The organism is Pseudomonas sp. TWR3-1-1 (assembly GCF_049896545.1).
GTDB lineage: Bacteria > Pseudomonadota > Gammaproteobacteria > Pseudomonadales > Pseudomonadaceae > Aquipseudomonas > Aquipseudomonas weihenstephanensis.
In genome coordinates, this window is the sequence record NZ_JAFCUO010000008.1 from 73,507 (window position 1) to 87,649 (window position 14,143).

The window sequence follows — 14,143 nt, forward strand, 5'->3', positions numbered from 1 at the left end:
ATGATGTGTATCTGGACTTTGGCGGGGGGAAGCCCAATGTGTTTTCTTATCAGTTGAATTTGGGAGGGCCATTTACCTGCGCGTGTTTGATCGGTTTAGGAGGGCCATTACTGGCCATTTTCTTAGGGGTGTTTTTTGGACATAACCTTAAAGAAAGCTGGGAATTTTCAACGGATCTCTTCTGGCTCTCAAGAGAGTACGCACTCTATATATGGCTGACTGGTTCGGCTTTTTGCTTAGCCATCTGGCTCTACCACCACGCCCTCTACACCAAAGTTATCCCCACCCGCTTCAACCGTCAGCGCCGCGAAGTCTGTTTCACACCGCATGACTCAAACGAGCCGTTATTTGTCCCGTGGGAGGCGTTGTCCGCGTGGGTGGTGCAGTCGCAAAGCGCTACGCAATACGGCGTGACCCGCCAATACGGTCTGGGCATGGGGTTTGAACATGAGGGCGAGTTAGTCAGTCTTGAGTTCCAGTGCGGCGGACTGCCATTGGCCATCGCTCATTGGGAGGCTGTGCGCGGTTACATGGAGTACGAACTGGACGATCTCAAGGCCATTCAGGACCCGCTGGAACTTCAAGGCCCTGACGATCCATCCCACGAAGGGCTGCACACGTTCCGCAATGCACGCGCCGCCATGCACCGTCGTTGGCGTGAGAAGGAGGTGGGTTGGGTGTACGCGTTTTTCTGGTACGTCTATCACGTCATGACGTTCTGGACGCTGCCCAATCGTTTGGTCGAATGGGAAATAAAACGCATCGCCAAAGTCGGCCGCCGCGCCCTGCCACAGGCCATGCGCGAATGGTCGAAACCCTTGCCACCCGAACACAGGGCCACACCCAGCCACGACCTGTTGCGTTTAAGCGCCAAGGTCAGGGCCTTGCAGCAACGCTCACCACAGCGCGACATCACCGACATTTTTGCCGAAGTGTATCGAGCAGAACCTGACGCGTCGGATGGAGGGTGAGCACGGACAAGCAAAAATGCGCACAAAAAAATGCCCGTATCGTTCGATACGGGCATTGCCGTGATCCGGGCCACGCAGGACTAAAAAGTCACGGTGCCCTTCGGGTCAAGCGGTGTATCAGAACTCAGCGTTCTGCAAGCCGTCCAGGTAGCGCTCGGCGTCCAGTGCAGCCATGCAGCCGGCACCGGCCGAGGTGATGGCTTGACGGTAGACGTGATCGGCCACGTCACCGGCAGCAAACACCCCTTCGATGCTGGTGGCGGTGGCGTTGCCTTCGCGGCCGCCCTGCACAACCATGTAGCCATCTTTAAGCGCCAGCTGGCCTTCGAACAACGAGGTGTTCGGGGTGTGGCCGATGGCGATGAACACGCCGTCGACGGTGATTTCGTCGAAGCTGCCGTCATTGTTTTTCAGGCGCGCACCGGTCACACCCATGTTGTCGCCCAGCACTTCATCCAGGGTCGCGTTCAGCTTGAGTTCGATTTTGCCTTCCGCCACACGGGCATTGAGCTTGTCGATCAGGATTTTCTCGGCACGGAAGGTTTCGCGGCGGTGAACCAGCGTTACTTTGCTGGCGATGTTGGCCAGGTACAGGGCCTCTTCAACGGCAGTGTTGCCGCCACCGACCACAGCCACCGGCTTGTTGCGATAGAAGAAGCCATCGCAGGTCGCGCACGCCGAGACGCCTTTGCCCATGAAGGTTTCTTCAGACGGCAAGCCCAGGTAACGGGCGCTGGCGCCGGTAGCGATGATCAGGGCGTCACAGGTGAAAGTACCGCTGTCGCCCTTGAGGGTGAACGGCTTGTTTTTCAGGTCCACTTCGTTGATGTGGTCGAACACGATCTCGGTTTCAAAACGCTCGGCGTGCTCGCGCATCCGCTCCATCAGCGCCGGACCGGTCAGGCCGTGAACATCACCCGGCCAGTTGTCGACCTCAGTGGTGGTGGTCAATTGACCGCCTGCCTGCATGCCCGTAATCAGCAGTGGCTTGAGGTTGGCGCGGGCCGCGTACACAGCAGCGCTGTAACCGGCAGGGCCGGAACCCAGAATAATCACTCGCGAATGACGTACTTCAGACATGACTCACTCCTATGACCGCCCGCGTCGAAATCGGGTCGGAACGCCGCTTGAGCAGCTGGAATATAAAGGGATCGCAAAGCAGTACAGGCTAGACCTGAAACGCATCGATCCTGAAAAAATGTAGGTGCAGCGTATCGAGGTGGCAGAGATTAAGGAAATACGCTTTAACAATCCAGCTCATAGCAGGTCTCAATGAGACCGCAGCCGTCTGAGGCCGCCTTTGTAACAGTTATTGTCGATCCTGATCCAAGGCTTTCACGCCATTCGTAAAGCCGCTAAGGTCGCCCCGTTTTCTCATTGCTCGGAGTACAACTATGCCCGCCCCTGTTCTTTGCGGCCCGCACTACCTGCGTGAGGGTCTCAAGCTGGTGCTCACCCCCGGCCTGCGCCTGTTTGTATTGCTGCCATTGTTGATCAACCTGGTGCTGTTCGTCGGCTTGATTTATTTCGCGGGGCATCAGTTCAGCCTATGGGTGGATACCCTGATGCCCGCGCTGCCCAGCTGGCTGAGTTTTCTCAATTACCTGCTGTGGCCGTTGTTCGTGGTGCTGGTGGCATTGATGGTGTTTTTTACCTTCACCATGCTCGCCAATATCATTGCTGCCCCATTCAACGGTTTTCTCTCAGAGAAGGTTGAGGTGGTGGTGCGCGGCACGGATGACTTCCCGGCGTTCAGTTGGGGCGAGCTCATCGCCATGGTGCCGCGCACCCTGGCGCGAGAGATGCGCAAACTGGGGTATTTTCTGCCCCGCGCCATTGCCTTGTTGATCCTGTCGTTTATTCCGGTGCTGAACCTGATCGCCGCACCGCTGTGGCTGATTTTCGGGATCTGGATGATGGCCATTCAATACATCGACTACCCGGCGGATAACCACAAGCTGGGCTGGAACGAGATGCTCGCCTGGCTGCGCCAGAAACGCTGGCAGAGCATGAGTTTTGGCGCAATCGTCTACCTCGTGCTGCTGATCCCGCTGGTCAACGTGCTGATGATGCCCGCCGCTGTCGCAGGCGCAACCCTGTTTTGGGTACGTGAACGCGGCGAAGACGCCCTCAAAAGCCGCTGAGCGTTTCATAAATCCATCATCAGCGTGACACATCGACGTCATGGCCCTACCCGACACTGGGGTCATGACCACTGCCCTTCATATCGCCCTCGTCACAGAAACCTTCCCACCCGAGATCAATGGCGTGGCCAATACCCTTGGCCATTTATATGAAGGTTTATGTGCACTCAATCATCACGTGGAACTGGTGCGCCCGCGCCAAAGCGGGGATGGCCATCAACGCAGCACCGATCAATTGATGCTGTGCCGAGGTTGGCCGATACCGGGCTATCCCACCCTGCAATGGGGCATGACTTCGATCCATCGCTTGAGCAAACGCTGGCAGCAACAGCGCCCGGACGTGGTGTACATCGCCACCGAAGGGCCGCTGGGGCTGTGCGCATTGCGAGTGGCCAGGCGTTTGGGGATTGCGGTGGTCAGTGGTTTTCACACCAATTTCCAGCAGTACTCCAGCCAGTACGGCTGGGGGCTTATTACCCGCGCCTTGACCCACTATTTGCGCTGGTTTCATAACCGTTCGGCGCTGACACTGGTGCCCAGCACCAGCCAGCGTCTGGAACTGCAACGCCGGCACTTCGAGCGCCTGCAACTGCTGGCCCGTGGTGTCGACAGCCGCCTGTTCAACCCGGCCAAACGCCAGAACACCTTGCGTCAACACTGGGGCCTGCGTGAAGACGACATTGCCTTGCTACACGTGGGCCGTCTGGCGCCGGAAAAAAACCTCACAGCCCTCAAGCGCTGCTTGCAGGCACTGCAAGCCCGTTACCCGGCGCGACGGCTCACGTTGATCATTGTCGGGGAAGGCCCCAAACGCGCAGCCCTCGAAGCCTCGCTGCCCGAGGCTATTTTTTGTGGTGTGCAGACGGGAGAAACGCTGGCCCGTCACTACGCCAGCAGTGACGTGTTCTTGTTTCCGAGCATGACCGAAACCTTCGGCAACGTTGTGCTCGAAGCCCTGGCATCAGGTTTAGGCGTGGTGGCGTATGACGAGGCGGCGGCGGGGTTGCATATCCGTCATGGCTATAACGGCGTACTGGCCATGACCGGGGACGAGCACGCGTGGATCGAAGCCGCAAGCTGGCTGCTGGATGACCCTGAGACGCTGCGCACCATTCGTCTGAATGCGCGTCAGCATGCCAGTCGTCATGGCTGGCCAAACATCATCAGGCAGTTCGAAGGGGTGCTGCACAACGCCTGTCGCGCTGAAAACGACGCAGAGGCCATCCCCGTCTCCGTACCGGTGAAAAAGCGTTAACCCAACGCTTTTTCAATCGCCTGAATCACTGCGCCATCGTCTGGAGCGGTGCGCGGCGAAAAACGCGCCAATACGCGACCGTCCTGACCCAGCAGGAATTTCTCGAAGTTCCAGGTAATGTCCCCCGGGAACTCAGCGCCCTCGCCTGCCAACAAGCGATACAGCTGATGACGCTCAGGACCGTTGACGTTCATTTTGCCGCTCAGATCGAAGGTCACGCCGTAGTTGAGGCTGCAAAAGGACTGGATCTCCTCGTCTGTGCCAGGCTCTTGTCCCGCGAATTGATTGCACGGCACGCCCAAAATGCTGAAACCTTGATCCTTGAACTGCTGATAAATTTTTTCCAGCGCCGCGTACTGTGGGGTCAAACCACATTTAGAGGCGACGTTCACCACCAGCACCACCTTGCCCTTGAGGGTTTCCAGTGGTAGCGACTTGCCGTCCAGCGCGTCGAGCGTAAGTTCGTGAAAAGCACTCATGACGGACTCCAAAAATCTCGGGACCAGGTTCAGACAACCGCTCAAAAGCCAATTGCCCTACGCTTTAAAGATGAAAAAAGGCGCCCGTAGGCGCCCTTTCCTGGCTAGCTCAGGTGAGCTTAGCAGCCATTATCAGTGCTGATGACCGCCTTCACCGTGTACGTGGCCGTGAGCAACTTCTTCTTCGCTCGCGTCACGAATGGCCACAACCTTCACTTTGAAGTTCAGGCGTTGACCGGCCAATGGGTGGTTGCCATCCACGGTCACGTCGTCGCCGTCCAGATCACGAATGGTCACGATCTGCATTTGGCCGTCCGGCGCGGAAGCGTGGAACTGCATGCCAACTTCCAGTTGGTCAACGCCTTCGAACATGCTGCGGTTCAACGTGCTGACCAGTTCAGCGGAGTACTCGCCGTAAGCGTCTTCAGGCTCTACGGCAACTTCCAGCTCGTCACCGACTGCCTTGCCTTCCAGCGCCTTTTCCAGACCCGGGATGATGTTACCTGCGCCTTGCAGGTAAACCAGTGGCGCGCCACCGGCGGAGCTGTCGATGACCTCACCAGCGTCGTTGGTCAGGGTATAGTCGATGGAGACAGCCTTGTTGGCGGCGATCGTCATGGGGCGAGACCTTTTGCAGAAAATAAAGAGTGCGCAAGTTTAACCAAGCAAACGCACGAAAGCGAACACAACGAAACACAACCAAGACCAACGGATAATTTTGAAAAGCTCAACAATCATTGGTTGGCGACAGGATGAGGAGGCGCATTGGGTGGCCGTACTGTCTTGTGGCCACACCCAGCACCATCGTCATCAACCGCCCTGGCAATCGCGCGCCTGGGTGCTTGACCCCGAGCAACGGCGCGCAAAAATAGGTCAGCCCTTTGCCTGTGGCTGGTGTGCTCAAGGGGCGGATAGCGCTAATCTTGGCAATTGATTCAGGCACATGACCCGTTCGGCGGGTGTGCCCTTGCACTGCTCACGTCAGGAAGCTCGCATGCAAACTTTCTTTATCGCCCCCACTGATTTTGGTGTGGGCCTGACTTCTATCAGCCTCGGCCTGGTGCGCACCCTTGAACGCGCTGGCTTGAAAGTCGGCTTTTTCAAACCGATTGCCCAGCCGCACCCAGGCGATCTGGGCCCTGAGCGCTCGACCGAGCTGATGGCCCGCACCCACGGCCTGAAGCCCCCAAAACCCTTGGGGCTGGCGCACGTTGAACGGATGCTCGGCGACGGCCAGCTCGATGAGTTGCTTGAAGAAATCATCCGCCTGTATCAAGAGGCCGCGATTGGCAAAGATGTGCTGATCGTCGAAGGCATGGTGCCCACCCGCAGCGCCAGCTACGCCGCACGGGTCAACCTGCACCTGGCCAAAAGCCTGGATGCTGAAGTGATTCTGGTCTCGGCCCCGGAAAACGAAGTCCTGACTGAACTCTCCGGGCGCGTTGAACTACAGGCTCAACTGTTCGGCGGCCCCAAAGACCCGAAAGTGCTGGGCGTGATCCTGAACAAGGTGCGCACTGACGAAAGCATGGAGGACTTCGCCGCACGGCTCAAAGAGCATTCGCCTTTGCTGCGCTCCGGTGACTTCAAACTGCTGGGTTGTATTCCGTATCAACCGGAACTCAACGCACCGCGCACCCGCGACGTGGCAGATTTGCTCGGCGCCCAGGTGCTCAACGCCGGGGACTATGAAACCCGGCGCATGTCGAAAATCATTTTGTGCGCCCGTACCGTGCTCAATACGCTGCAACTGCTCAAGCCTGGCGTACTGGTGGTCACCCCGGGCGACCGCGACGACATTATTCTCGCCGTCAGCCTGGCCGCGATGAATGGCGTGCCGCTGGCCGGCCTGCTGCTGACCAGTGACACCCAACCCGACCCGCGCCTGATGGAGCTGTGTCGCGGCGCCCTGCAAGCCGGGCTGCCTGTGCTGTCAGTGAGCACCGGCTCGTATGACACGGCCAATCGCCTGAACAACCTGAACAAAGAAATCCCCATCGATGACCGCGAACGTGCGCAAATCATCACTGATTTCGTCGCCAGCCACCTCGACGCCAAATGGTTGCACCAGCGTTGCGGTACGCCTCGGGAAATGCGCCTCACACCTGCTGTCTTCCGTTATCAGTTGATACAGCGCGCCCAGCAGGCGAACAAACGCATCGTGTTGCCCGAAGGCAGCGAACCGCTGACCGTGCAGGCGGCGGCCATCTGTCACGCTCGCGGCATCGCCCGCTGTGTGCTGCTGGCCAAGCCTGAAGAGGTGCACGCCGTGGCCAAGGCCCACGGGTTTGAGCTGCCTGAGGGGTTGGAGATTCTCGACCCGGACGTCATTCGCGGGCGTTACGTCGAGCCGATGGTGGCGCTGCGCAAAACCAAAAGCATCAACGCGCCGATGGCCGAGCAGCAACTGGAAGACCCGGTGGTGATCGGCACCATGATGCTGGCGCTGGACGAAGTGGACGGACTGGTGTCGGGGGTGATTCACTCCACCGCCAACACCATCCGCCCGGCCTTGCAACTGATCAAAACGGCGCCGGGTTGCACGCTGGTGTCCTCCGTGTTCTTCATGCTCTTCCCCGAGCAAGTGCTGGTGTATGGCGACTGCGTGATGAACCCGCACCCGTCTGCCACCGAACTGGCCGAAATCGCGCTGCAAAGTGCCGACTCGGCGGCCGCATTTGGCATCACGCCTCGCGTGGCGATGATCAGTTACTCCAGTGGCGACTCGGCCAGCGGTGAAGAAGTCGAAAAAGTCCGCGAAGCCACCCTTCTCGCTCACGAAGCGCAACATGCGCTGTTGATTGATGGCCCGTTGCAATACGACGCGGCGGCCAACGAAAGTGTGGCCAGACAATTGGCCCCCAACAGCCAGGTGGCGGGCCGCGCGACGGTCTTTGTGTTCCCGGACCTGAACACCGGCAACACCACGCACAAAGCCGTGCAACGCAGCGCCGATTGCGTCAGCCTTGGTCCCATGCTGCAAGGGCTGCGTAAACCGGTGAATGACCTGCCACGCGGCGCCCAAGTGGACGACATCGTCTACACCATCGCCCTCACGGCGATCCAAGCCGCCAACCGACCTATGGATGTATAAATGCTGGATTTCCTGCCTGCGCCGTTACGCGGCGTCATTGCTTCACTGCTGTTGGCGATCAACACCATCGTGTGCTGTACGCCGCTATTCGTGGTGGCCATTTTTAAACTGTGCCTGCCCTTCCCGGCCGCGCAACGGGTCACCGACGAGTTGATGCGGCGTATCCACGAAGCGTGGGTCAGCAACAACCAGCGCTGGATGAACCTGCTGCGCAAGACACGCTGGCACATCAAAGGGCTGGAGGGTCTTGATTACGAGCACTCTTACCTGGTGACCAGCAACCACCAGAGCTGGGTTGACATCATGGTGCTGCAATACGTGCTCAACAAACGTATTCGCCCGCTCAAGTTCTTCCTCAAGCAAGAACTGATCTGGGTGCCGGTCATTGGCCTGGCCTGGTGGGCGCTGGGTTTCCCGTTCATGAAGCGCTACTCCAAGGCTTATCTGGCCAAGCACCCGGAGAAAAAAGGCGCCGACCTGGCGACCACGCGTAAAACCTGTGCGAAGTTCAAAAACCAGCCGGTGGGTATTTTCAACTTTGTTGAAGGCACCCGCTTTACCGAGGCCAAGCATGCGCAGCAGCAATCACCGTTTCGCTACCTGCTCAAGCCCAAGGCCGGCGGGATTGCCTTTGTGCTGGATGCGATGGGGGAGCAGCTCAAATCCATCGTCAACGTGACGATTCACTATCCTGGAGGGCGTCCGGGTTATTGGGATTTACTGTGCGCTAATGTGCGCGAGGTGGTGGTGGTGTTCGAAGAGTTGCCCATTGCGCCTGAGTTTATTGGCCGCAACTACGATCAGGACGCTGAGTACAAGCTGGCGTTTCAGGGCTGGATCAATCAGTTGTGGGAAGACAAGGACCGGTTGCTGGACCAATTGCATCGCGAGTACCCCAAGGTCTGACTCGCCAATAAAAAGCCCGCCACCGATCACTCGGTGGCGGGCTTTTTGATACGCCTTATATCGCGCCGCGTTGACGCAACAGGTCCAGCACTAACTTCACGCCTTCATCGACCGTCAGCGCCTGGGTGTTGACTACCAGGTCTGCATTTAACGGCACGTCATACGGGAAGGAATCACCCGGAATGTTATCGCCGCCCGCCGCGTACAAGCCTTGCGGATCACGTTCGGCGCAGACCGCTGGTGATGCCTGCACATACACGGTAATTAAGCGATCATCCCCGATCAACGCTTTGGCCTGCTCACGGCCTTGCGCATCCGGCGCCACAAACGCAGCCAGTGTCAGCAAGCCGGCTTCGTTGAACTGACGTGCCACATGCGCGGCGCGGCGCCAGTTTTCTGTGCGTCCAGCACGGTCCTGAGGCAAACCTTTGTTCAGGTCATGCCGCAGGTTTTGACCGTCCAGCACAAACACCGCACGGCCCATGTCGAACAATTTGCGCTCAACCGCATAGGCCAAGGTGCTTTTGCCTGCGCCCGACAAGCCGCTGAACAACACCGTGGCCGGTTGCTGGCCAAAACGTTGCGCACGTTCTTGAGTGGTCACATGCGCCAGCTCGCCATGATGGCCGGTGCCGCCATGACTCACGGGCTGGGCAACGATCATGCCTGCGCCCACGGTGCCATTGGTCAGGCGGTCAATGATGATGAACGAACCCGTGGTGCGGTTGCTTTCATAACCGTCCAGCGCAATCGGTGCATCGAGGCTGACCTTGACCTTGCCGATCTCGTTCAACTGCAAGGCGCTGGCCGGACCTTCTTGCAGCGTGTTCACGTCGACTTTGTTGACGATGCTGGCAATGGAACCCGGTACATAGCTGGTCGCACGCTTGATGTCGTACTTCTTGCCCGGCAGCATCGGCTCTTCGGCCATCCATACCAGCATGGCTTCGAAGCTGTCAGTCACCGGCGGAACGCTGTCGGCATGCACCAGCAGATCGCCACGGGAGATGTCGATCTCGTCTTCCATGGTCAGCGTGATTGCTTGCCCAGGGCCTGCGTGTTCCAGCTCGCCTTCAAAGGTAACAATGGATTTGACACGGCTGCTCTTGCCCGACGGCAGCACCACCACCTCGTCGCCCTTGCGCACGATGCCACTGGCCAGGGTGCCGGCGAAGCCACGGAAGTTCAGGTTCGGACGGTTCACGTATTGCACCGGAAAGCGCAGGTCAGTGAGGTTACGGTCCGCTGCGATTTCCACGGTTTCAAGAATTTCCATCAGCGACTGCCCGGTGTACCAGGGCGAGCGCTCGCTTTTGTTCACGACGTTGTCGCCTTTAAGGGCTGACATCGGCACGAAGTACAAGCTCGTGGGCTTGACCTTCATGCCTTCAGCGAACGCCAGATAGTCGGTCTTGATCGACTCAAATACGCTTTGATCAAACCCGTTGATGTCCATTTTGTTGATGGCCACCACGATGTGTTTGATGCCCAGCAGCGAGGCGATAAAGCTGTGGCGACGGGTCTGGGTCTGCACGCCATAACGGGCATCCACCAAAATGATGGCCAAATCGCAGGTCGACGCACCGGTGGCCATGTTGCGGGTGTACTGCTCGTGACCCGGGGTGTCGGCGATGATGAATTTGCGCTTGGCCGTGGAAAAGTAGCGATACGCCACATCAATGGTGATGCCCTGCTCGCGCTCGGCTTGCAGGCCGTCCACCAGCAGCGCCAGGTCGATATCATCGCCCGTGGTGCCGCTCTTTTTCGAATCGCGGGTGATGGCTTCCAGGTGATCCTCGTAGATCATCTTGGAGTCGTGCAGCAGGCGCCCGATCAGGGTGCTCTTGCCGTCGTCGACGTTGCCGCAGGTCAGAAAACGCAACATCTCTTTGCGCTCATGCTGGCCCAGGTAGGCGAGGATGTCCTCGCTGATCAAATCAGATACGTGCGACATGACAACCCCTTAGAAATAACCTTGACGTTTTTTATCTTCCATTGAGCCTGCGCCATCGTGATCGATGACCCGGCCCTGGCGCTCGGAAGTTCGCGTCAGGAGCATTTCCTGGATGATGTCGGTCAGGGTTTCAGCCTCCGATTCCACCGCGCCGGTCAGCGGGTAGCAACCCAGCGTGCGGAAACGGACCTTTTTCTTGACGATGCGGGCTTTGTCTTCGTCAGACAGGTGCTCAAGGATGCGCTCGTCGTCAATCATGATCAGCGTGCCGTTCTTCTCGATCACTTCACGCTCGGCGGCGAAGTACAGCGGCACAATCGGGATGCCTTCGAGGTAGATGTACTGCCAGATATCGAGTTCGGTCCAGTTCGACAACGGGAACACGCGGATCGATTCGCCCTTGTTGACGTTGCCGTTGTACACGTTCCACAACTCTGGGCGCTGGTTTTTCGGGTCCCAGCGGTGCTTGCTGTCGCGGAATGAATACACGCGCTCTTTGGCGCGGGACTTCTCTTCGTCGCGGCGGGCGCCACCGAATGCGGCATCAAAACCATATTTGTCGAGCGCCTGCTTGAGACCCTCGGTTTTCATGATGTCGGTGTGCTTGGCACTGCCGTGGGTGAAAGGGTTGATGCCCTGCGCCACGCCGTCCGGGTTGACGTGGGTGATCAAGTCCAGGCCCAGCTCGGCAACCATCTTGTCGCGAAAGCGGTACATCTCCTGGAATTTCCACTGTGTGTCTACATGCATCACCGGAAACGGCAGCTTGCCAGGGAAAAATGCCTTGCGCGCGAGGTGCAGCATCACGGCGGAATCTTTACCGATCGAGTACAGCATTACCGGGTTATCGAACTCGGCGGCCACCTCGCGGATGATGTGGATGCTTTCCGCCTCCAGCTGTTTCAGGTGCGTCAGTTTGTCGACCATGGCTACTCACGAAAGCTATCTTATGAACGGCCTGCGGGCCGTGTTCGAGCTCAGAATGCTAGCACAGCGCCCTCTTATATAGAGGGCGCCAACTAGATCGAAAACGTCTAAGAATAGATCGCGGAGTTTGCCCGATTGAGCACTCGCAGGAGCTGGCGCAGGCTGCGAACATTTAAAAGATCGCAGCCTGCGGGGTCGCGTCAGATGGGGTTAGGGCAATCGATGAACAGGTGTTCAAGGGCAAAGCGTCGGGCCAGGTAATCGCCCAATGCCTGTACGCCATACCGCTCGGTGGCATGATGCCCGGCGGCAATAAAACTGATGTCGTTTTCGCGCGCACTGTGGAAGGTCTGCTCCGACGCTTCGCCACTGAGGTACAAATCGACACCGGCCAGCACGGCTTGATCGATGTAACCCTGGCCACCGCCCGTGCACCAGCCCACGCGACGGATCATATCGCTGCCTTCAATCAGCAGCGGTTCGCGGCCCAGTGCTTCTTGCACCCGACGGGCAAAATCACGCGCAGTCACCGGTTCCGCCAGCGACCCGACCAGCCCCACCACTTTGGCATTGGCGGGGTCCAGCGGGCCTTCGACGGTAATGTCCAGTTGCCGGGCCAGCTGCACGTTATTGCCCACCTCAGGGTGCACGTCCAACGGCAAGTGATAGGCCAGCAGGCTGATGTCGTGTTTGAGTAACGTTTTGAGGCGACGCTGCTTCATGCCCGTGATGCACGGGTCTTCACCCTTCCAGAAGTAACCGTGATGCACCAGCACCAAGTCCGCCTGAGCTTCAACGGCGGCGTCCAGCAACGCCTGGCTGGCAGTCACGCCACTGACAATACGCAGCACTTGAGGCCGCCCTTCGACCTGCAAACCGTTGGGGCAGTAATCGCCGATGGCAGCACAGTTCAGGTAACGATTGGCTTCTTCAACCAGGGTGCTCAAGGCGACAGCCATAAAAGACTCCTAAATATAGCGTTCAGAGGCGCGCAGCCCTCGTATAATGGCCGCCATTATGGGCCGTGATGCAGGCTCTGCAACCTTCAGGACTTAGTTCAATGCTCAAGGCTTTGCGTTTTTTTGGCTGGCCACTGCTGGCTGGCGTGCTTATCGCTTTGCTGATTATTCAGCGTTACCCGCAATGGGTCGGGCTGCCGAGTCTGGACGTTAATCTGCAACAAGCGCCGCAAACCAATTACGTGCAACAGGGCCCGGTGACGTACGCCGACGCCGTGGTCCGCGCCGCGCCGGCCGTGGCTAACCTGTACACCACAAAGGTGGTGAACCGAAACGCCCGCCCGTTGTTTGAAGACCCGCAGTTCCGGCACTTTTTCGGCAACAACGCACCCAAGCAAAAGCGTATGGAGTCCAGCCTCGGCTCAGCCGTGCTGATGAGCCCGGAAGGCTACTTGCTGACCAATAACCATGTGGTGTTGAACGCTGACCAGATCGTGGTGGCACTCAAGGACGGGCGTGAAACCCTGGCCCGGGTCATTGGCAGCGATCCTGAAACAGATTTGGCAGTACTCAAAATTGACCTGAAAAACCTGCCAGCCATCACCATTGGTCGCTCCGACACGCTGCGTATCGGTGACATTGCCCTGGCCATCGGCAACCCGTTCGGTGTGGGCCAGACCACCACCATGGGCATCATCAGCGCCACCGGGCGTAACCAGCTGGGTCTTAACAACTACGAAGACTTTATCCAGACCGATGCCGCGATCAACCCCGGCAACTCGGGCGGCGCGCTGGTGGATGCCAATGGCAACCTGACCGGTATCAACACCGCTATTTTTACCAAGTCCGGCGGCTCGCAAGGCATTGGCTTTGCAATTCCGATCAACCTGGCAATGGAAGTCATGAAGTCGATCATTGAACACGGCCAGGTGATTCGTGGCTGGTTGGGGATTGAGGTGCAACCGTTGACCCCGGATCTGGCCGAATCATTTGGCCTGAGCGGTCGTCCGGGGATTGTCGTGGCGGGTATTTTCCGCGATGGCCCTGCGCAAAAAGCAGGTCTGCAACTGGGTGACGTGATTCTGAGCATTGATGGCGCACCGGCAAGCGACGGGCGTCGCTCGATGAACCAAGTGGCCCGAATCAAGCCTTCGGACAAAATCAGTATTCAGGTCATGCGCAACGGTAAAGAGCTCAAGCTTACGGCCGAAGTAGGCTTGCGCCCACCGCAAGAACAGCCGCCACAGCAGGAATAAATCTCGCATAACCGAAGAAACCGAGGTGGGTGTGGCCCTTGCCGAAGGCGACGTCCGATGGCGAAGCGCTCGTAAACCCGAGGTTTGCGTTGCCTCTGAGGCACCGCGTTGAATGGTTTTACGAGCGCTTCGCGCCCGGACGCAGCCTCGCACTACTCGTCAGCGACTACAGAAATGGCAACGATTGGCGTGGCCCTT

13 protein-coding genes are annotated in these 14,143 nt (G+C 58.4%); 7 read left to right on the plus strand and 6 right to left on the minus strand.

Annotation, left to right across the window (positions count from 1 at the left end):
* Positions 1 to 38: 38 nt before the first annotated feature.
* Positions 39 to 971, plus strand: a complete 933-nt coding sequence (locus ACP7A4_RS17235) for a hypothetical protein (protein WP_426247854.1) — start codon at positions 39 to 41, stop codon at positions 969 to 971.
* Positions 972 to 1,088: 117 nt separating this feature from the next.
* Here ACP7A4_RS17235 and trxB read toward each other — a convergent pair whose 3' ends face one another.
* Positions 1,089 to 2,051 carry a thioredoxin-disulfide reductase gene (trxB, locus tag ACP7A4_RS17240; RefSeq protein ID WP_048363180.1) on the minus strand — a complete coding sequence of 321 codons (963 nt, stop codon included), beginning with the start codon at positions 2,049 to 2,051 and terminating at the stop codon, positions 1,089 to 1,091.
* 314 nt (positions 2,052 to 2,365) lie between these two features.
* Between trxB and cysZ the strand changes: the two genes are divergently transcribed.
* Both cysZ and ACP7A4_RS17250 read left to right on the plus strand, forming a co-directional pair.
* A complete protein-coding gene (cysZ, locus tag ACP7A4_RS17245; RefSeq protein WP_059761436.1) occupies positions 2,366 to 3,115 on the plus strand; it encodes a sulfate transporter CysZ in 750 nt (249 codons plus the stop codon).
* A gap of 40 nt (positions 3,116 to 3,155) precedes the next feature.
* A complete protein-coding gene (locus ACP7A4_RS17250) occupies positions 3,156 to 4,370 on the plus strand; it encodes a glycosyltransferase family 4 protein (protein ID WP_059761435.1) in 1,215 nt (404 codons plus the stop codon).
* On the opposite strand, the gene ACP7A4_RS17255 is transcribed toward ACP7A4_RS17250, so the two are convergent.
* Both ACP7A4_RS17255 and ACP7A4_RS17260 read right to left on the minus strand, forming a co-directional pair.
* Positions 4,367 to 4,849, minus strand: coding sequence for a glutathione peroxidase (locus ACP7A4_RS17255; RefSeq protein ID WP_059761434.1), 483 nt, complete (start codon positions 4,847 to 4,849; stop codon positions 4,367 to 4,369). The genes ACP7A4_RS17250 and ACP7A4_RS17255 overlap by 4 nt on opposite strands.
* Before the next feature lie 132 nt (positions 4,850 to 4,981).
* Positions 4,982 to 5,467 carry an FKBP-type peptidyl-prolyl cis-trans isomerase gene (locus tag ACP7A4_RS17260; RefSeq protein ID WP_059761433.1) on the minus strand — a complete coding sequence of 162 codons (486 nt, stop codon included), beginning with the start codon at positions 5,465 to 5,467 and terminating at the stop codon, positions 4,982 to 4,984.
* Positions 5,468 to 5,567: 100 nt separating this feature from the next.
* On the opposite strand from ACP7A4_RS17260, the gene ACP7A4_RS17265 reads away from it, so the two are divergent.
* The 3 genes from ACP7A4_RS17265 to ACP7A4_RS17275 are packed head-to-tail and all read left to right on the plus strand — an operon-like array spanning position 5,568 to position 8,849.
* Positions 5,568 to 5,783, plus strand: a complete 216-nt coding sequence (locus tag ACP7A4_RS17265) for a DUF3565 domain-containing protein (RefSeq protein ID WP_203303651.1) — start codon at positions 5,568 to 5,570, stop codon at positions 5,781 to 5,783.
* A gap of 60 nt (positions 5,784 to 5,843) precedes the next feature.
* On the plus strand, positions 5,844 to 7,943 hold the full coding sequence (gene pta / locus ACP7A4_RS17270) for a phosphate acetyltransferase (protein ID WP_048363174.1): 2,100 nt from the start codon (positions 5,844 to 5,846) through the stop codon (positions 7,941 to 7,943).
* Complete coding sequence (locus tag ACP7A4_RS17275) at positions 7,944 to 8,849, plus strand: acyltransferase (protein WP_059761432.1); 906 nt, start codon at positions 7,944 to 7,946, stop codon at positions 8,847 to 8,849.
* 55 nt (positions 8,850 to 8,904) lie between these two features.
* Here the strand turns inward: ACP7A4_RS17275 and cysN are convergent, their stop codons facing one another.
* The 3 genes from cysN to ACP7A4_RS17290 all read right to left on the minus strand — a co-directional run bounded on the left by cysN (position 8,905) and on the right by ACP7A4_RS17290 (position 12,689).
* On the minus strand, positions 8,905 to 10,803 hold the full coding sequence (gene cysN / locus ACP7A4_RS17280; RefSeq protein ID WP_203303654.1) for a sulfate adenylyltransferase subunit CysN: 1,899 nt from the start codon (positions 10,801 to 10,803) through the stop codon (positions 8,905 to 8,907).
* A gap of 9 nt (positions 10,804 to 10,812) precedes the next feature.
* Positions 10,813 to 11,730 (minus strand): sulfate adenylyltransferase subunit CysD, encoded by a 918-nt coding sequence (gene cysD, locus ACP7A4_RS17285; RefSeq protein ID WP_048363171.1) that lies wholly within the window; start codon positions 11,728 to 11,730, stop codon positions 10,813 to 10,815.
* A gap of 200 nt (positions 11,731 to 11,930) precedes the next feature.
* Positions 11,931 to 12,689 carry a Nif3-like dinuclear metal center hexameric protein gene (locus ACP7A4_RS17290; RefSeq protein WP_048363170.1) on the minus strand — a complete coding sequence of 253 codons (759 nt, stop codon included), beginning with the start codon at positions 12,687 to 12,689 and terminating at the stop codon, positions 11,931 to 11,933.
* 101 nt (positions 12,690 to 12,790) lie between these two features.
* Between ACP7A4_RS17290 and algW the strand changes: the two genes are divergently transcribed.
* Complete coding sequence (gene algW, locus ACP7A4_RS17295; RefSeq protein ID WP_048363169.1) at positions 12,791 to 13,945, plus strand: Do family serine endopeptidase AlgW; 1,155 nt, start codon at positions 12,791 to 12,793, stop codon at positions 13,943 to 13,945.
* Positions 13,946 to 14,143 lie beyond the last annotated feature (198 nt).